This window comes from Geodermatophilus sp. URMC 60, assembly GCF_053502585.1.
Genome location: NZ_CP199958.1, coordinates 4,762,056 through 4,779,299, shown reverse-complemented (window position 1 = coordinate 4,779,299; position 17,244 = coordinate 4,762,056). Strand labels below are relative to the sequence as shown.

The 17,244-nt window shown below is 75.9% G+C and carries 18 protein-coding genes; 9 read left to right on the top strand and 9 right to left on the bottom strand.

Translation table 11 applies throughout. From position 1 onward, the window contains the following. Positions 1 to 227: 227 nt before the first annotated feature. Positions 228 to 1,784, top strand: a complete 1,557-nt coding sequence (locus ACWIX3_RS22485; protein ID WP_448609571.1) for a methyl-accepting chemotaxis protein — start codon at positions 228 to 230, stop codon at positions 1,782 to 1,784. A gap of 334 nt (positions 1,785 to 2,118) precedes the next feature. Here the strand turns inward: ACWIX3_RS22485 and pdxR are convergent, their stop codons facing one another. Continuing rightward, positions 2,119 to 3,489, bottom strand: coding sequence for a MocR-like pyridoxine biosynthesis transcription factor PdxR (gene pdxR, locus ACWIX3_RS22480; RefSeq protein WP_448609570.1), 1,371 nt, complete (start codon positions 3,487 to 3,489; stop codon positions 2,119 to 2,121). 267 nt (positions 3,490 to 3,756) lie between these two features. Between pdxR and ACWIX3_RS22475 the strand changes: the two genes are divergently transcribed. Beyond that, the gene (locus ACWIX3_RS22475) at positions 3,757 to 4,407 is read left to right on the top strand and encodes a LysE family translocator (RefSeq protein WP_448609569.1); all 651 of its coding nucleotides are present in this window, start codon (positions 3,757 to 3,759) and stop codon (positions 4,405 to 4,407) included. Positions 4,408 to 4,428: 21 nt separating this feature from the next. Here ACWIX3_RS22475 and ACWIX3_RS22470 read toward each other — a convergent pair whose 3' ends face one another. Together ACWIX3_RS22470 and ACWIX3_RS22465 are read right to left on the bottom strand one after the other, a co-directional pair. Continuing rightward, positions 4,429 to 4,599 carry a CGNR zinc finger domain-containing protein gene (locus ACWIX3_RS22470; RefSeq protein WP_448612496.1) on the bottom strand — a complete coding sequence of 57 codons (171 nt, stop codon included), beginning with the start codon at positions 4,597 to 4,599 and terminating at the stop codon, positions 4,429 to 4,431. 277 nt (positions 4,600 to 4,876) lie between these two features. Next, complete coding sequence (locus ACWIX3_RS22465) at positions 4,877 to 5,941, bottom strand: LacI family DNA-binding transcriptional regulator (protein ID WP_448609568.1); 1,065 nt, start codon at positions 5,939 to 5,941, stop codon at positions 4,877 to 4,879. A 135-nt stretch (positions 5,942 to 6,076) separates the two neighbouring features. On the opposite strand from ACWIX3_RS22465, the gene ACWIX3_RS22460 reads away from it, so the two are divergent. The 3 genes from ACWIX3_RS22460 (at position 6,077) to ACWIX3_RS22450 (ending at position 8,804) form a co-directional block, all read left to right on the top strand. After that, positions 6,077 to 7,270 carry an MFS transporter gene (locus tag ACWIX3_RS22460; RefSeq protein WP_448609567.1) on the top strand — a complete coding sequence of 398 codons (1,194 nt, stop codon included), beginning with the start codon at positions 6,077 to 6,079 and terminating at the stop codon, positions 7,268 to 7,270. 554 nt (positions 7,271 to 7,824) lie between these two features. Beyond that, a complete protein-coding gene (locus ACWIX3_RS22455) occupies positions 7,825 to 8,304 on the top strand; it encodes a MarR family winged helix-turn-helix transcriptional regulator (RefSeq protein ID WP_448609566.1) in 480 nt (159 codons plus the stop codon). Continuing rightward, positions 8,301 to 8,804 (top strand): SgcJ/EcaC family oxidoreductase, encoded by a 504-nt coding sequence (locus ACWIX3_RS22450; RefSeq protein WP_448609565.1) that lies wholly within the window; start codon positions 8,301 to 8,303, stop codon positions 8,802 to 8,804. The genes ACWIX3_RS22455 and ACWIX3_RS22450 overlap by 4 nt, the downstream gene beginning before the upstream one ends. A 36-nt stretch (positions 8,805 to 8,840) precedes the next feature. Here ACWIX3_RS22450 and ACWIX3_RS22445 read toward each other — a convergent pair whose 3' ends face one another. Continuing rightward, a complete protein-coding gene (locus ACWIX3_RS22445) occupies positions 8,841 to 8,996 on the bottom strand; it encodes a hypothetical protein (protein ID WP_448609564.1) in 156 nt (51 codons plus the stop codon). A 92-nt stretch (positions 8,997 to 9,088) separates the two neighbouring features. Here ACWIX3_RS22445 and mgrA point away from each other — a divergent pair, with 92 nt between their 5' ends. After that, the gene (gene mgrA / locus ACWIX3_RS22440) at positions 9,089 to 10,120 is read left to right on the top strand and encodes an L-glyceraldehyde 3-phosphate reductase (RefSeq protein ID WP_448609563.1); all 1,032 of its coding nucleotides are present in this window, start codon (positions 9,089 to 9,091) and stop codon (positions 10,118 to 10,120) included. A 3-nt stretch (positions 10,121 to 10,123) separates the two neighbouring features. On the opposite strand, the gene ACWIX3_RS22435 is transcribed toward mgrA, so the two are convergent. Continuing rightward, entirely contained in the window at positions 10,124 to 10,588 is a 465-nt protein-coding gene (locus tag ACWIX3_RS22435; protein ID WP_448609562.1) for an SRPBCC family protein, read from the bottom strand. Positions 10,589 to 10,636: 48 nt separating this feature from the next. Between ACWIX3_RS22435 and ACWIX3_RS22430 the strand changes: the two genes are divergently transcribed. Then, complete coding sequence (locus ACWIX3_RS22430) at positions 10,637 to 11,590, top strand: hypothetical protein (protein WP_448609561.1); 954 nt, start codon at positions 10,637 to 10,639, stop codon at positions 11,588 to 11,590. Between the two features lie 56 nt (positions 11,591 to 11,646). On the opposite strand, the gene ACWIX3_RS22425 is transcribed toward ACWIX3_RS22430, so the two are convergent. Then, positions 11,647 to 12,168: a DinB family protein gene (locus ACWIX3_RS22425; protein ID WP_448609560.1), complete on the bottom strand. Its 522-nt coding sequence runs from the start codon at positions 12,166 to 12,168 to the stop codon at positions 11,647 to 11,649. A 153-nt stretch (positions 12,169 to 12,321) separates the two neighbouring features. Between ACWIX3_RS22425 and ACWIX3_RS22420 the strand changes: the two genes are divergently transcribed. Together ACWIX3_RS22420 and ACWIX3_RS22415 are read left to right on the top strand one after the other, a co-directional pair. Next, the gene (locus ACWIX3_RS22420; RefSeq protein WP_448609559.1) at positions 12,322 to 12,534 is read left to right on the top strand and encodes a hypothetical protein; all 213 of its coding nucleotides are present in this window, start codon (positions 12,322 to 12,324) and stop codon (positions 12,532 to 12,534) included. Between the two features lie 74 nt (positions 12,535 to 12,608). After that, positions 12,609 to 13,415 (top strand): SDR family oxidoreductase, encoded by an 807-nt coding sequence (locus ACWIX3_RS22415; RefSeq protein WP_448609558.1) that lies wholly within the window; start codon positions 12,609 to 12,611, stop codon positions 13,413 to 13,415. Between the two features lie 9 nt (positions 13,416 to 13,424). Here the strand turns inward: ACWIX3_RS22415 and ACWIX3_RS22410 are convergent, their stop codons facing one another. The 3 genes from ACWIX3_RS22410 to ACWIX3_RS22400 all read right to left on the bottom strand — a co-directional run bounded on the left by ACWIX3_RS22410 (position 13,425) and on the right by ACWIX3_RS22400 (position 17,153). Beyond that, the gene (locus tag ACWIX3_RS22410) at positions 13,425 to 14,822 is read right to left on the bottom strand and encodes an FAD-dependent oxidoreductase (RefSeq protein ID WP_448609557.1); all 1,398 of its coding nucleotides are present in this window, start codon (positions 14,820 to 14,822) and stop codon (positions 13,425 to 13,427) included. A 304-nt stretch (positions 14,823 to 15,126) separates the two neighbouring features. After that, entirely contained in the window at positions 15,127 to 16,071 is a 945-nt protein-coding gene (locus tag ACWIX3_RS22405) for a diguanylate cyclase (RefSeq protein WP_448609556.1), read from the bottom strand. A 128-nt stretch (positions 16,072 to 16,199) separates the two neighbouring features. Then, entirely contained in the window at positions 16,200 to 17,153 is a 954-nt protein-coding gene (locus tag ACWIX3_RS22400) for a S1C family serine protease (protein ID WP_448609555.1), read from the bottom strand. Positions 17,154 to 17,244 lie beyond the last annotated feature (91 nt).

Here is a 17,244-nt window from a genome sequence, read left to right as displayed (position 1 = left end):
GTCGCGGCGACGGCGCTGCCGAGCGCCGGGCGATCGCCGGCCGGGGGGAGCAGCTCGGCCGGACTGCCGGCAGGCGACGCCCGTGGCGTTCGGCTGGATAACCGGTCGTCGGCGTCGAGGTTCTCTGTAGCCGATCGAGTCAGCGTGCAGCCCGTCGCGCGATCGTCGGCGGCCGGGCGCGACCTGGGTCGTCCCGGGCCCGTCGGAGACAGTGGAGGACGAACCGCATGTGGCGGCGCACGACCGAGATGGCTCGGGACACCACCGCACCCCCGGAGATGCCGCGTGACGTCGAGGCCCTCGAGCGGGTGATCGAGGCGCTGGAGACCGGCGTCAACTCCGAGCTGGACGCCCACCGGGCGGTGATCGAGGCACTGGTGCCGGCCACCGGGATGGCCTACGGCGCGGTGTGGATGCCGGCCGGTCCGGGCCAGTTCGCACTGCGGTCGGAGGTCGGGCCGCTCGCCCCGGCCATGGGCGCGGCCTGGCCTGCCGGCGGCGTGCTCAGCGAGCGAGCCGGCTTCGGCGGGCAGGCGCTGCGCGATCGGAAGGTCGTGGTCATGGACCAGCCGCCCAGGCGCGGAGCCTGTCCCCGGTGGGAGGCGGCGTCTGCCGCCGGTGCGCGTCAGGGCAGCTTCGTGCCGATCGTCGAGGACGGTCGGGTCGTCGCCGTCCTGGAGGTCTACACGAACGGTCAGCTGCCCTTCACCGGGCCGCGGCAGGAGAAGTGGCGCGCCATCCTGCGCGTGGCCGCCCACGCCCGACGCAGCGCCCTGGCGACGGCGGCGCTGAGGGAGACGCTCAGCGACCGGGCGGCGGTCACGACCGTCGTGTCGGAGATGAGCACGGCCACCGACCAGGCCGCGGCGCTGCGCATCGCCCTGGACACGGTGCGGACCGCGTTCGGCTGGGCCTACGGGTCCTACTGGGCGCTGGACCCGGTCGACAACGTGCTGCGCTTCCAGCAGGAGTCGGGTTCGGCCGGTGAGGAGTTCCGCAAGGTCACCCTCGCGGCCTCCTTCGCCGAGGGCGTGGGTCTGTCCGGGCGGACCTGGCGGGCCCGGGACCTGTACTTCGTCCGCGACATCGGCGAGATGACCGACTGCGTCCGCGCCCCGGCCGCCCAGCGCGCCGGCGTCCGTTCCGGGGTCTGCTTCCCGTTGATCGTCGGCGGGCGGGTGGTCGGCACCATGGACTTCTTCGTCACCGAGACCATCGAACTGTCCGAGTCCCGGACGGCGGCGCTGCGCAACGTGCAGCAGCTGGTGTCACAGCGGCTCGACGTCCTCCGTCGCGTCGAGGACGACGCCACCAACGCGCGCGCCCTGCTGGACACGGTCGCCCGGTTGCGGGAAGCCGCAGGCGATGCCGGTGCGGTCGCGGAGCAGGCCGTGGCCCAGGCATCCACCATGACCGGGGACGTCGCCGCCCTCGGCCAGGCCACGACGGCGATCGGTGAGATCATCCGGATCATCTCCGGCATCGCCGACCAGACCAACCTGCTCGCGCTCAACGCCACCATCGAAGCGGCCCGTGCCGGCGAGCTGGGCAAGGGCTTCGCCGTCGTCGCGAGCGAGGTCAAGGACCTGGCCCGGGAGACCGCAACGGCCACCCAGCGGGTGTCCGAGAACATCGCCGGCATCCAGGCCAGCAGCCGGTCGGTCGCCGACGGCATCCACGCCACCAGCGACATCATCGGCCGGCTCGACGCCGTGCAGGCACGCATGGGCGAGGTGCTCGAGCAGCAGGCCCGCATGGCCTCGGCGTTCGAGCGACGCGACTGACCGTGCGACCGCGCGGGTCCTGATCGGCTCGTCGCCCCCGTGCTCGCCTCGCTGCCCACTGCCGGACGGGAGTGGCCGGCGTCGGCCACGACCCGGTGCAGCTCGGAGGCCGGCTGCGCCTCGGCCCGCCACGTCGGCGTCGGCTCCGGCACCTGCTCGTCGACGCCGTGACCGGGCCGGCGCACCCGCTCGGCGGCCCCGGCGCGGACCGGCGCGAGCGGCCCCGCGCCCATCCGCGCGCCGCGGACGCCCGCGTCGACGGCTCGTGCAGCAGCCGCGCCCGCGGGACGAGGACGTCGGTCATCACCGACTGCCGGACGCCGGGACCGTGCGTTCAGCCGTGCAGCGCGGTGGCGATCGTGCGGGCCACCTCGGGGATGCGGTGCGTCGGCAGGTTGCCGTAGCCGACGAGGACGCCGGACGGTCCGGTCGACGTGAGCCGGCAGTCGCCCACGGCCATCACCCGCAGCCCGCGGCGGACCAGCTCCGCGGCCAGCGCCCGCTCGTCGTCCGGTGGGACCTCCAGGAGCAGGTGCAGGCCTGCGTCCAGGCCCCGGACCCGCAGCTCCGGGGCGACGCCGGACAGTGCCGTGACCAGGCCCGCCCGACGGGCTCGGTAGGCGCGTCGCATCCGGCGCACGTGCCGGTCGTAACCGCCGTCGGCGAGGAGCAGCGCGAGTGCCCGCTGCTCGATGGTGGAGGGGCCGGCACGCTCGTCGGTCAGGACGCGCTCGACGGCCCGGCGGTGGCGCCCGGACAGGACCATCCAGCCGATGCGCACCGCCGGCACCAGCGTCTTGCTCGTGGAGCCGAGGTAGGCCACGGCGTCCGGCTGCAAGGAGGCCAGCGCGGCCACCGGTGGACGCCCGTAGCGGAACTCGGCGTCGTAGTCGTCCTCGACGACGAGCCGGTCGGCGCCGGCCCAGGACAGCAGCCGCTCGCGCCGCTCGGGTGCCAGCACCACGCCGGTGGGGAACTGGTGAGCAGGCGCGACGCAGACCGCGTCGAGGGCCAGGTCGTCGAGGACGTCGACCTGCAGGCCCCGCTCGTCGACGGGCACCGGCACCCGCTCGAGACCGACGCGCCGGGCGGTCTGCAGCAGCCGCGGCCAGCTGGGGTCCTCGACGCCGAGCCGCCGTCCGCCTCCGGCGGCCAGGACGCGGAAGAGCAGGCCGAGGCTGTGCGCCGTCCCGCTGGTGACGACGACGTCCGCCGGGTCGGCGTCCAACCCACGCACCCGGCGCAGGTGGTCGGCCAGCACCCGGCGCAGTTCCCGGTCGCCGAGCGGTTGGGGGTAGCCGAGGTCGGCCACCGTCAGCGAGTCGACGGCTCGACGCAGCGCGGCCTTCCACATGGCCCGGGGGAAGGACCGCAGGTCCGGCAGGTTGGGGGAGAGGTCGACCTCGGCCGACGGCGTCGACGACGGCTCCCGGACCACGTCCGCGATCGCCCGGGGGCGGTGCGTGGCGGAGACGGTGGTGCCCGACCCGGTACGAGCGGTCAGGTAGCCCTCGGCCTTCAGCTGGTCGTAGACCTCGGTGACGACCCAGCGGCTGACCCGTAGGTCCTCGGCGAGGGTTCGGCTCGCCGGCAGGCGTTCACCGGGGACCAGTCGGCCGTCGGTGATGGCGGCGCGCAGGGCCGCAGCCAGCCGGTGGCTGACCGGACCGCGCGCCGCTTCCCATGGGAACGGCAGGAGGGTCATCGGATCGGACCGGTCCTATCGGCCACGAGTGGATCGTAGGGCCTGACCAATCCGCACCTAACGTCGTCCTCGGCCCCGACGCACACCGAGGGAGCCGTGACCCCACCCGGAGACCCCACCAGGAGAGACCCCACCCGGAGAGGAGCCTCCGCGGTGGCACCGGAGAGGACCGAGCAGTGGACGTGCTGGCTCACGTGGGCGACCTGCACCTGGACGGCGACGGCCGGCTGACCACCCGCGTCCGCGTCGTGCCGGAGGCCTGAGTCCGTGGTCACCGGGACCGCCGTCGCGGGCATCGCCGTCGTCGCCCTCGGGCTGGTGCTGACGCCCGGGCCGAACATGCTCTACCTGGTCTCCCGGTCGGTCACCCAGGGACGGCGGGCCGGCCTGGTCTCGCTGCTCGGGGTCGCCGCCGGGTTCGGCGTCTACCTCGGCGCATCCGTCGGCGGGGTCGCCGCGGTGTTCGCCACCGTCCCCGCGGCCTACACCGTGCTCAAGGTCGCCGGCGCCGGCTACCTGCTGTACCTGGCCTGGCAGGCGGTGCGGCCCGGTGCCGTCCCGGTGTTCGCGGTGCGGCAGCTGCCGGTCGACCCGCCGCGGCGGCTGTTCGCCATGGGTCTGGTGACCAACCTGCTCAACCCGAAGATCGCCGTCCTCTACGTGTCCCTGCTGCCGCAGTTCGTCGACCCGGACCGCGGGTCGGTGGCCGTGCAGAGCCTGGTGCTGGGAGCCGTGCAGATCGGGGTGGCGCTGACGGTCAACGCGCTGATCGTCGTCTCGGCCGGCTCGGTCGCCGGCTTCCTCGCCAGCCGCCCGGCGTGGCTGCGCGCGCAACGCCTCCTGGTGGGCACCGTGCTGGCCGGTCTGGCCGTGCGGCTCCTGCTCGACCGGCGATCCGCCGGAGCGCCCACGACCTGACCGGCGCGGCCACCGTGCGGCTCATCCCCGGGCGCCCCGGCGGCGCCGCTGGTGCTCGCGGACGCGGTTGCGGCTGCCGCCGTCGCTGCTGCTGCACCATCGGCGGTTGCGGCCTCGGCTGGTGTCCTCGAAGACCCAGCCGCACGCCGGGTCGGCACAGCGGCCGAGCGGACCGCGCGGAGCGGTGAGCAGGTCGAGCAGGTCCAGGGCCAGTCGCCGCCGGGGGTGTGCTCGTCGACGCCGGGTGCCCGGATCGGGGTGCCCCCTGGTGGAGGCGCTGTGGTTGCCGGCGCCCCTGGTCGTCGCCCTCGTGCTCGCCGCGGTCACCGCAGCCCTGGTCCGCACCCCGACCTGATCTCGGCGCCGGACGGGCGGGTCGGGACCGGCCGTCGGCGGGGACGACGCAGGTGATCCGGCTCGAGGACCCGGACTACGGGAGGCGCGGCACGCCGGGTCCCGGCGACGGCGGTCACCGGGGCGCCGGCCCGGTGGTGGTGCCGACCGACAACCGCACGTCGAGCACGACGTCGTCCGGACGCCGTCCCTCCAGCAGGTCGGCGACGGCCCGGCCGGCCACGCGGCCCTTCTCGGCGGTCGGCTGCGCGACGGTGGTCAGCCGCACCGGCGGCAGCCAGGGCAGCTCGGCGCCGTCGAAACCCGCGATGCTGACGTCGTCCGGGACGCGCAGCCCCAGCGCGGCAGCCGCGCGCAGGACACCGGCGGCCAGGATGTCGCTCTGCGCGACGACCGCTGTCGGCCGCTCGGCGGCCGGGACGCCGAGCAGTGCGCGTCCGGCCTGCTCGCCCTCCTCGACGGCGTTGGCCGCCGTCTCCCACAGGGGCACGGCGCCGAGGACGTCCTCGACGCCGAGCAGCCGTTCCCGGACGTCCAGGTAGTGCGCCCGCGCCCGGCGCTCGGGGGGGACCGGGCCGCGGCTGCCGTCCAGTCGCAGCGGCAGGGCGACCACGGCGACGCGGCGGTGCCCGAGGCCGGCGAGGTGCCGGGCCAGCTCGACGGTCCCGCGGCGGTCCTGGATGCCGACGAAGACCACGTCGTCGACCCGCGGCCCGTCGACGGCCACCACCGGCACGCCGCGCCGGCGGAGGTGGTCCAGGGCCGGGTCGTCCTCGAGGCCGCAGGTCGCGTAGACGACGGCGTCGAGCGGGACGTGGGCCAGCTGGGCCAGCGTCGGGCCGGACCGGTCGGCGTCCCCCGGGAGCAGCAGCAGGCCGACGCCCAGCGGGCTGAGCACCTCGGTCACGCCGTCGAGCAGCTGCACCGACACCGGGTCCCGGAACGCGTAGGCCAGCCGCTCGCCGATCACCGCGCCGACCACGCCGCTGCGGCGGGAGCGCAGCGAGCGGGCGACCGGGTCCGGTCCGGCGTAGCCGAGCGCGGCGGCCGCGGCCAGCACGCGCTCCCGCGTCTCCGGCGCGACCCGCGCCGACCCGGAGAACACCAGGGACGCCGTCGACGGCGCCACCTCGGCCCGGGCGGCCACGGTGGCCAGCGTCGGGCGGCTCCGGTCGGTCACGGTCACGGCTCCGGGTCGGCGGGGGGTCTTGCGTCGGTCGGGTCGGCCGACGCTACGACCACTGGTCCGCGCCGTCGAGGTCACGGGCGTCGAATCGATTCGATAGGATGAGGGCCGACCCCGTGGAAGGACCTCATGGTGCCCTCGACCCCGACCGCCGTCCCCACCGAGCGGGCGCGCGTCGCCGTCGCCGTCGCCTTCGTGGCCAACGGGTTCGCCTTCGCCTCGTGGATCTCCCGGGTGCCGGCCGCTCGGGACGCGCTGGGCCTGTCCTCGGCCGGGCTCGGCCTCCTGCTGCTGTGCATCGCCGTCGGCTCGGTGGTCGCGCTGCCGCTGACCGGCCCGGTCGTGCACCGGATCGGCCCGGCCCGCGGCGTGCTGGCCGGGGCCGTGCTGGCGGGCGCCGGACTGCTCGTGCTGGCCCTCGGGCTGGGGTCCGGCCAGGTGGTCGCCGCCGGCGCGGGGCTGACGCTGGTCGGCGTCGGTGTCGGCAGCTGGGACGTCGCCATGAACATCGAGGGCGCGGCGGTCGAGCAGCGGCTGGGGCGGGTCCTCATGCCGCGGCTGCACGCCGGGTTCAGCGTGGGCACCGTCGCCGGCGCGCTGCTGGGCGCCGGGGCCGCCGCGCTGGCCTTCCCGCTGCCGGCCCAGCTGGTGCTGACGGCGGTCCTCGCGGTCACCGCTCTCGCCGTCGCCACCCGCTCCTTCCTGCCCGCGGAGCCGGGGGCCGAGGAGGAGCGCCGGAGCGGGTCCGGTGTCGGGCGGGCCTGGCGGGAGCCGCGAACGCTGCTGGTCGGCGTGCTCACCCTCGCCTTCGCGTTCACCGAGGGCAGCGCGAACGACTGGTTGGCCGTCGCCCTCGTCGACGGGCACGGCATCGGCGAGTCGACCGCAGCCGTGGGCTTCGCCGTCTTCGTCGCCGCGATGACCGCCGTCCGGATGGTCGGCGGCGCCCTGCTCGACCGGTGGGGGCGGGTCGCCGTCCTGCGCGCCGGAGGGGCCACCGCCGTGCTCGGGCTGCTGCTGTTCGTGACCGCACCCGCGCTGCCGTTCGCGCTCGCCGGGGCCGTGCTGTGGGGCGCCGGCGCGGCGCTGGGCTTTCCGGTGGGCATGAGCGCGGCCGCCGACGACCCGGCACGCGCCGCGGCCCGGGTGTCGGTGGTCAGCTCGATCTCCTACACCGCCTTCCTCGCCGGGCCCCCGCTGATCGGGTTCGTCGCCGAGGCGACCGGCGTGCTGCGGGCGCTGCTGGTGGTGCTCGCCGTCCTCGCGGTGGGGATGCTCGCGGCCGGGGCCACCCGGCCGCTGCGGCCTGTCGACGCCCGCTGAGCGGTCAGCCGGAGAACTCGAGGACGACGCGTCGTCCTCGAGCGGGCTCGCGGCGACCACGGTGCCGTCGCGCTCGGCGGCCGCGGTGACGAACCGGTAGGAGCCGTCGGGAGCCCGCAGGTCGCACACCACGCGACCGGCGGGGTCGACGGCCACGACCCAGGCGACGGGCTCGGCAGCGGGCCGCAGCGCGGCGGGCGCACCGGCGACCGCGGTCACGTGACCCCCCGGACGACCGACAGCGGCAGCTCCCGCATCACCAGGCCGATCGGCGCCCACGGCCACGCCGGGGCGTACGCCTTCGCCCGGCGCCGCTCGCCGGAACACGGCCGGGACGGTGTCGGCGTCGGTGACGTCCGGCGCGGCGGTCCCGACCCGCCGTCCCGTGGCAGGAGCGGATCTCGGCGGCCGGGGCGTCGAGGCGGTCGGTGCGCCGCACGCACAGCGCGAGGTCGTAGCCGAGGGCGGCGAATTCGCCGCGCCATCTCCTCGCCCAGGCCGGAGCCGGCCCCGGTGACGAGGACGACGCCCCTGCTCGTGCGGTCTCCTCCGCGGTGCCGCGAACCGGACCGGGCGGAGGGAGAGGGAGGGCGGCATGGGCGCACGCTGGATCCGGGCGATCAGCGTGCCTCGACCTGTTGCTGCAGCACGGCGAGCTCACCGGCAGCCGGCTCGCTGCGATGACCGGTCTCACCACGGGCGCGGTCACCGGTGTCGTCAGCCGGTTGGAGGCGGCCGGCTTCCTGCGCCGCCGTCCGGACCCGGCCGACGGACGCCGGCAGCTGCTCCGCCCCGTGTGGGAGCGCCTGGAGGAGGTCGCCGCCGTCTTCGCCGAGGCCGGGCCGGACCTCGACCGCCTCACCGCCGGGATGACCAGCGACCAGGTCGACGCGGTGCTCACCTTCCTCTCCCGCGCGACCGAGGAGCTCGAGGAGTGCGCGGTCCGACTCCGGGCCCGGGCGCTCCTCGTCGGCGCAGGGCGCGCCGGCCGCGCACCCACCCACCCGGAGCGAGCGGAGGAGGACGCCCGATGACGGTCGTCGAACGGAATGCGGACGCGGCGCTGCACGAGCTGTTCGACCGCATGTGTGCCGCCTGGACGGCCGGCGACGCGGCCGCCTACGGGGAGTGCTTCACCGCGGACAGCGACTACGTCTCCTACGACGGCACGCACGCGCGCGGTCACCGGGCCGTGGTCGACAACCACGACCGGCTGTTCAGGGGCGTGCTGAGCGGCTCGGCGCTCGTCGGCCGCATCGAGTCGGTCCGTCACCTGCGACCCGGCGTCGCTGTCCTGCACGCGACCGGGTCCGTCCTGGTGCCCTGGCGCTCGAGCCTGCCGAAGCGGCGGCTCTCACGGCAGACGCTGGTCGCGGTGGAGGAGTGCGACGCGTGGCGGATCGCCGCACTGCACAACGGCCGGGTCCGGCCGGTCACCATCCCGGGGCCGGCGTCCGTGCCGTCCCGGATGTCCCGGGCGCTGACCGCGGCGGCCCGCGCACTGGGCGTCGGGCACGCCCTCAGCGGGCGGTGAGCGCGAGCGCTGTGGCGCCGAGCTCCCTGCGGGTGCTCAGACCCGGGTGTCGCGCTTGCCCCAGCCGACCGCGGCGGTGAGCGCGAAGAGGACTAGCCCGGCCACGGCCAGCCAGAAGAGGCCCTCGACCACCGCGCCGATGACGGTGACCACCAGCCAGACGAGCAGCAGGACGCCGAGGAGTCGCAGCACGGCACACCTCCGGTGCGGTGGGGGTCGGGCCTGGCGAGCGTAGGCCGGGGCGGCCCGGTTGGGGCGGCCGCGCGCGGGGCAGGATCGCGCCCATGGCCCACACCGCGGCGGACGGCCGCTACGACTCGATGACCTACCGGCGCACCGGCCGCAGCGGCCTGGACCTCCCGGCGGTCAGCCTGGGTCTGTGGCACAACTTCGGGGACGACGTCCCCCTCGACCGGCAGCGGGCGATCCTGCGCCGCGCCTTCGACCTCGGCGTGACCCACTTCGACCTGGCCAACAACTACGGACCGCCCTACGGGTCGGCCGAGACCAACTTCGGTCGGCACCTCCGCGACGACTTCCGCCCCTACCGCGACGAGCTTGTCATCTCGACCAAGGCTGGCTACGACATGTGGCCGGGCCCCTACGGCCAGGGCGGCGGCGGGCGCAAGTACGTGCTCTCCAGCCTCGACCAGTCGCTGCACCGGATGGGCCTGGAGTACGTCGACGTCTTCTACTCCCACCGGCCGGACCCGACCACGCCGCTCGAGGAGACGATGGGCGCGCTGCACAGCGCCGTCCAGGCCGGCAAGGCCCTCTACGTCGGCATCTCGTCGTACTCCCCGGAGGACACCGCGAAGGCCGCGGAGATCCTCGCCGACCTGGGGACGCCGCTGCTGATCCACCAGCCGTCGTACTCGATGCTCAACCGCTGGATCGAGACCGAGGGGCTGCTCGACACCCTCGAGGACGTGGGTGCCGGCTGCATCGCCTTCTCCCCGCTCGCGCAGGGCATGCTCACCGCCAAGTACCTCGACGGCGTCCCGGAGGGTTCGCGCGCCAGCCAGGGCAAGTCGCTGTCGACCGACCTGCTCACCGAGGAGGCGCTCGGCAACGTCCGTGCGCTCAACGACATGGCCGAGAAGCGCGGGCAGAGCCTGGCCCAGATGGCGCTGGCCTGGGCGCTGCGCGACCAGCGGGTGACCAGCGTGCTCATCGGTGCGAGCAGCGTCGGCCAACTGGAGCAGAACGTCGGCGCGCTCGAGCGGCTGGACTTCAGCGACGACGAACTGGCTGCGATCGACCAGCACGCCGTCGACTCGGGCATCGACCTGTGGGAGGCACCCCGGACGGCCTGATCGTCAGCTCCGGCGTTCGACCAGTGCGGCCAGCCGGTCCAGCGCCGTCCGCCAGCCGAGTTCGTTGTCCTCGGGGGCCACGGCGTCGGGCACCCCGTCGTGGACGGCGGTCAGCTCGGTGCCGCCGTCCGGGGCGTCGGCCAGCGTGATGGTGCTGGTCATCTCGCCCTGCAGCGCGGGGTCGGCGGCCTCGAAGACGTCGACCTCGACGACCAGCTCGTCGGGGACCAGGCGGACGAGGCGGCCGCGGTAGGTGTCGGTGTGCGCGGTCGTCTTGCCCCGCGGCCCGGGCTCGTCGTAGGTGAGCGAGACGCGCAGCGTGCCGCCCTCGCGGGGGTCGAACTCGTGCACCTGGCAGGTCATGCCCTCGGGCACCTTCCAGCGGGCGACGGCGCCGGGGTCGAGCAGCGCGCGGTACACGGCGGCACGCGGCGCGTCGACGTGCCGGCTCACCCGGGTGGTGCCCATGTCGGCCATCGTGCCGTGCCGCACCGACGGCGTGGCAGGGTCGGCCGCGTGGATCTCGACGAGGTGGCCGACGAGCTGTACGCGGTGCCGCCCGACGAGTTCGTCGCCGTCCGCAAGCAGCGTCAGGACGACGCCCGCGCGGCAGGGGACCGGACCCTCGCGCGGGAGGTCGGTGCGCTGCCCAAGCCGACCGCGGCGGCCTGGGTCTGCAACCTGCTCGTGCGCGAGCAGCGCGCGGAGATCGAGGGCCTGGTCGAGCTCGGGGACCTGCTGCGCGAGGCGCAGGAGAACCTGGCCGGCGACCAGCTGCGGGCGCTGGACCGCCAGCGCTCCCAGCTGCTGACCGCGCTCACCCGCCAGGCGACCACCCTCGCCCGCGAGCACGGCATGCGGGTGGGCAGCACCGTGGAGACGCAGGTCGCGGACACGTTGCGCGCGGCGATGGCCGATCCGGCGGCCGGCGAGGCGCTGCTGTCGGGCCGGCTCACCGGCGCGATGTCCTACAGCGGCCTGGGGACGACGGGCAGCCGGCCGGTGCTGCGGCTGGTGCCTCCGCGGCCGGAGCGGGAGGAGACCGCCCGGCCGCGCGGCGGCACCGCGGCCGCCCGCCGGCGCCGCGACGAGGACGCCCGGCGCGCCGCGGAGGAGGAGGCCCGGCGCCGCGAGGAAGCGCGGCGAGCGGCCGAGGAGCGCCGCCGGCGGGAGCTGGAGGAGGCCCGGTCCGCGGCCGAGCAGGCGACCGCACTGGCCGCCGAGGCCGTCGCCGCGGCCGAGGAGGAGCGGCACCGGGTCGACGACCTCGACGCCCGCCGGGCCGACCTGCAGGCGCGGGCGGAGGAACTGGCCGACGAGCTGGCCCGCACCGAGGAGGAGGCCGCCGGGACCGCCGAGGAGCTCAAGCGGGCCGAGCGGCACCGGCGCACCGCCGAGCGGCACGCCACCGAGGCGACCGCCGCCCGCGACCGCGCGCTCGCCGCGCTGCGCGCCCTCGAGGAGGGCTGACCCCCGGGATCGGGTCGGGTGGGTCGGGTCGGGTCGGGTGGCTCGGGGCGGGTGGGTCAACCCATCGTCTTCTGGCCGTCCAGGGACTCCCGCAGGATGTCGGCGTGCCCGGCGTGCTGGGCGGTCTCGGCGACGATGTGCAGGAAGACCCGGCGAGCCGAGCGCGTCGCGCCCGGTTCGAACCACGGTGCCTCCGGCAGCGGGTGGGACGCGTCGAGGTCGGGCAGCGTGCGCACCAGCTCGTCGGTGCGCCGGGCGACCTCCTCGTAGTGCGCGAGCACGCCGTCCAGCGTCTCGTCCGGGCCCAGCCGGAACTCCTCGGCCCACTTCGCCATCTGCTCCGGGTCGGTGGCCGAGGCCATGGCAGCCGGGCCGTCGACGATGAAGTCCACCCAGCCGGCCTCCTGGGAGGCCACGTGCTTGATCAGCCCGCCGAGGGTCAACTCGCTGGCCGTCGGCCGCAGCCGGGCCTGTTCCTCGGTGAGGCCCTGGACGGTGAACCGGAGGAAGTGCCGGTGGGCCGCCAACGCCTCCAGCAGGTCGGCCCGCTCGCCGGTGAGAGTGGTGGTCGCGTCCATCGCCGTCCGCCTTTCCGCGGGGATTCGGGGTGCAGCCGACGCTAGGGGGAGGAACCGACGGTTCGGACCGTCGTGTGCATGGAACGTGGGCGACCCGTTCCCGTCACACCCCCGGCCTAGCGTCGGGGGCGTCCCGACCGAGGGGAGGCCGCCGTGACCGACACCGTGCGCAGCACCGAGACGCCCGGGACCGTTCCGCCCGACACCGAGGAGATCGACCTGGCGATCGCGGTGGCGGCCGTCGCCGTGGGGGCGGCCCGTCGTGCGGAGGCGCGCTGCCCGTCCGGGGAGAACGCCCAGCGGGTCGCCGACGCGGTGGCCGCCGTCGACGCGCTGCTCGACCGGCGACTGGCGCTCGCCGCCTGAAGCCCGTCGGGCGGCTCCTCTGCAGGGGCCCGCGAGCGGTGGGGGCAGAGGGGTCCCTCCTCTAGCGTCGGGCCATGACCGCACCGGCACCCCGCATCGCCGTCGTCACCGGCTCCGAGTCGGGCATCGGCCGGGCCACCGCCGTGGCCCTCGCCGAGGCCGGCTGCGACCTCGGGATCACCTGGTACCGCGAGCGCGAGGCCGCCGAGACCACCGCCGATGAGGTGCGGGCGCTGGGCCGCCGCGCGGAGGTCCGGCACGTCGACCTCACCCGGCTGCCGCAGGCCGCCGACGTCGTCGACGAGCTGGCCGAGGCGCTCGGCGGGGTCGACGTCCTGGTCAACGACGCCGGCACCGGTCACATGTCGACCGTCCTCGACACCGACTTCGCCACCTGGCGCGAGGTGCTGGCCACCGACCTCGACGCCGCGTTCCTCTGTCTCCAGCGGGCCGCCCGCCGGATGGTCGCCGCCGGCCGTGGCGGGCGGATCGTCAACATCACCAGCGTCCACGAGCACCAGCCGCGGGTCGGCGCGGCCGCGTACTGCGCGGCCAAGGGTGGGCTGGGACTGCTCACCCGGGTGGCAGCGATCGAGCTGGCCGAGCACGGCATCACGGTCAACGCCGTCGCGCCGGGGGAGATCGCCACGCCGATGACCGGCCAGGAGGACGAGGACCCCACTGCCCCCGGGCACGAACGGCCCGGCGTCCCGCTGCGCCGTCCCGGCGACGCCCGCGAGGTCGCTGCCGTCGTGGCCTTCCTCGCCTCGCCGGAGGCCGCCTACGTGACCGGGTCCTCCTACGCCGTCGACGGCGGCATGCTGCAGATGGGCCCGATGGCCGGCTCGCACCTGACCTCCGACGACTGGCGCCGCCCCTGACCGGCGCGCTCAGCCGGCGAGCAGTTGCAGCAACTGCGCGCGGTCCGGGCCGGGGGTGACCGGGGGCGGCTCGCCGGCGTGCGCGGCCAGCCGCTCGGCCATCCCGGGCCGCCCGAGGACCTCGTCGGGCAGCGCCAGGCAGGTGATCGTCTCGAGCAGCGCGCGGTAGGCGTCGGCGTCGTGCGCGGCGGCGGTCAGCAGGGCGGTGCGGGCCGGGTCCGGTGGTGGGGGCCGGCGGCCGGCGCGGAGGGCGTCCATCTCGGCGATGCGCGCCCGGTCGGTGGCCAACTGGCTGCGGTAGAAGGGCGCCACCCGCTGCTCGGTGAGCTCGTCGAAGGCCCGCGCCAGCTCGGCCGGGTCGTCCAGGTGCGTCCGCACCACGGCCCGGAGCAGCTGCGCGTGCACCGCGCCGACCGAGATGCCGCGTCCGGCCGAGGGGTTGGTGCACGCCCAGGCGTCGCCCACGGCGAGGAAGCCGGTCACCACCGGGACGCCGTCGACCACCAGGCGGCGGTAGCGGTCGAGCACGCCGGCCATCGCGAGCACGCCGGTGATCGGCTCGCCGTCCAGCCAGTGCGCCTGCCGCGGGCAGGCGGCCACCACCCGGTCGAAGACCGCCGGTTCGCGCAGCGCCTTGAGGGGGGCGTCGCGGGTGGGTCCGAACACCGTCACCGACCAGGTGTCGTTGTCCCCGCCCAGCGTGATGAGCGAGATGCTGCCCACCGGGGCCAGTTGGGGACCCAGCCGTCGCGGCTGCTCGGGGCCGGTGAAGTAGCGGGTGTAGTACACGAAGCCGCTGGTCTGGCTCTCCGACTGCGCCGGGCGGGCGTCCAGTTCGGTCAGCCAGTCCGCGCTCGGCGAGCGTCGGCCGGTCGCGTCGACCACGAGGTCGGCGACGAGCTCCTCGCCCGTGTCGGTGCGCACCCCGGTGACGTGCGGGACGCCGGCCAGCGGGGCGGGCCCGGTCACCAGCCCCGCGACCCGCAGCCCGCGGCGGACCGAGAGCCGCGGGTGCCCGGCCGCGGCCGCCGCGACCACCGCCTCGGTGACCGGACGACGCCCGGTGACGAAGCGGAAGCGCTCGTCCCCGGGCCGGGGGGCGCTGTCCTCGATCGAGGGCGGCAGCGACTCGAGGTAGTCCACCCGGACGCACCCGCCATCGGCGAGCCGCTCGGTGAGCCCGGGCAGCTCCTGGTCGACCACCTGCCGGAAGCGCGAGAAGAGGGTGTGCGGCTGGCGGAACTGGGCGACCCCCACCCGCCGCCAGCCGTCCCACGCCTCCACCGGCGTCGCCGGGGGGTCGGCGGGATCGGGTTCCAGGACGGTGACCTCGTGCCCGTCCTCGGCCAGCATCAGCCCCGCACACAGGCCGATGACCCCGCCGCCGCACACCACGATCGCTGCCATGCCGCCTCCCGGGTCCGCAGGCGACGCTGCCACCGGGCTCGGGGGAGCGGACAGGGCCGGAAGCCTCGCAGGGACGACGGTGTCGCGGCCTGTTGCTCTCGGCCTCCTGGGTCCCGCCGCCGCCAGTGGGGCCCGGCGCCTCGAGGGCCCCGACGGTGTTGATCATGGGCTCGTGACAGGCCCGCGCGGCGTGTCCGCGCGTGTCCCCGGCGACAACTCCATGATCATCAGCGGGTCCGCTGGGGAGGGGACCCCCGGCGTCCGCGGCATCCCACCGGCTGTCGGTCGGGAGGAACCGGTGGCGTCAGGTATCGCGCTTGCGACGCTTGTTCCGGTAGAGGTCGGTGTCGGCGCGGACGAGCAGGTCGGCCACGGTGTCACCGGGCCGGGCGGTCGCGGTCCCGGCCGACCAGGCCGCCGGGTGGGCGGCGCGCAGCCGGGCCAGCAGGTCCGCGGCGCGGGCGGTGTCGGTGCCGGGCAGGCTGAGCACGAACTCGTCCCCGCCGTAGCGGCCCAACAGGTCCGACATCCGCAGCTGCGCGCTCCACGCGTCGGCCAGCGCCTGGAGCAGCGCGTCGCCGGCGCCGTGGCCGTACTGGTCGTTGACCGCCTTGAAGGCGTCGAGGTCGATGAGGACGACCGTGAACGGCTCGTCGCTGCGCAGCGCGTGCGCCAGGCCGCGGTCGGCGGCCACCTGCCAGGCCCGCCGGTTGGCCAGCCCGGTCAGCGGGTCGGTGCCCGCGGCGCGGTGCAGGTCGCCGGAGAGGCGGGACTGGACCTCGGTGAGGACGGCGACGGTCACCACCGTCGTCAGCCACTGGGGCAGGAACCCGCTGGGCCCCGCCGCCAGGGCGCCGGCGGTGGCGGACATCAGCAGCAGAGCGACGTGCAGCCGCGCGGCGTAGCGGGAGAAGAAGTGCCCGCTGAAGATGCCGACGGCCACCATGGCCGGGCCCAGTCCGACGATCCCCACCGCGGTCGCCGAGCGCCAGGTCAGCAGGCCCAGGGCGACCGAGATCAGCAGGACCGCCGCGTGCAGCACGCGCGGCCCCAGCCGGTCGCGGCCCAGCCACAGCAAGGTCGACCCGACGGCACCCAGCCCGGCCAGACCCCACAGCAGCGCGACGGGCGAGTGTTCGGACGCCTGCACCGACGCACCCACGGCGCACAGCGCCGCGCCCACTGCGTAGAGCAGTGAGAGCAGCGCGAAGCCGCCTGGCCGCAGCGTGTGCGTGGGTTCCCCGTCCATCCCGGCCAGGATCAACCGCCCCGCCGGAACCCCACAGCGCTGTGTCACCGACCCGACCCCTTGGAGGAGGGACAGCCGCCCGATCGGGCGAGTCCGGGGTCACTCCGCGTCACCCTCCCGTGTGGCCGTCACCCGCCGGTGAGTTCGGTCGGCACGGTGATGACGTCGACCATCGCGCCGCGGCGGTGCACGGTCACCGGCAGCGGCCGGCCGATCGCCTCGTCGAAAAGCAGCCGCTGCAGGCTCTGCGCCTCGGCGACCGGCCGCCGTCCGGCCTCGAGCACCAGGTCGCCGGCCTTGAGCCCGGCCCGGTCGGCCGGCGACCCGGGGACGACGTCGACGATGCGCAGTCCCCGCCGGCGCCCGGTGCGCTCGGCGAGCGCCGCCGGCAGCGGAGCGGGCGTGCTCACCAGGCCGAGGAAGGCGCGGCGCACCCGGCCGTCCCGGACCAGGGCCTCGACGATCCGCCGGGTGGTGTCGTTGACCGGCACGGCCAGGCCCAGCCCCCATCCGGCCACGGCGGTGTTGATCCCGACCACCCGGCCGGCGGAGTCGGCCAGCGCCCCGCCGGAGTTGCCCGGGTTGAGCGCGGCGTCGGTCTGGATGACGTCCTCGACCACCCGCGCGGTCCGCCCGTCCTGGGTGGGCAGCGACCGGCCCAGGCCGCTGACCACCCCCGCGGTCACCGAGCCGGCCAGGCCCAGCGGGTTGCCGACGGCGACCACCAGCTGCCCCACCCGCAGGGTCGCGGCGTCGCCGAGCCGGGCCGGCGGGGGAGTGGCGTCGCGCGCCCGGACGACGGCGAGGTCGGACAGCGGGTCGGCGCCGACGACCTCGACCGCGGTCTCGCTGCCGTCGGCGAACACCGCCCTCCCCGCGCGGGACCGGCCGACGACGTGGGCGTTGGTGAGCAGCAGCCCGTTCCCCGGGACGACGACCGCCGAGCCCGCGCCGCCGCGGCCGCCGGGCCCGGTCACCTGCAGCGCGGCGACGTGCGGGGTGAGCTCGGCGGCGACGGCGGTGACGACCCGCGAGTAGGCGTCGAGCGCGGAGGACGTGTCCGGCTCCGGCAGCACGCTCATGGCGCACCTCCTCGATTACACAGTTACACCAGTGAACTCCGGTGCCGGCGCCTGTGGTGGCGGTCATGCCGTGGGCGAACAGCGACCCGAT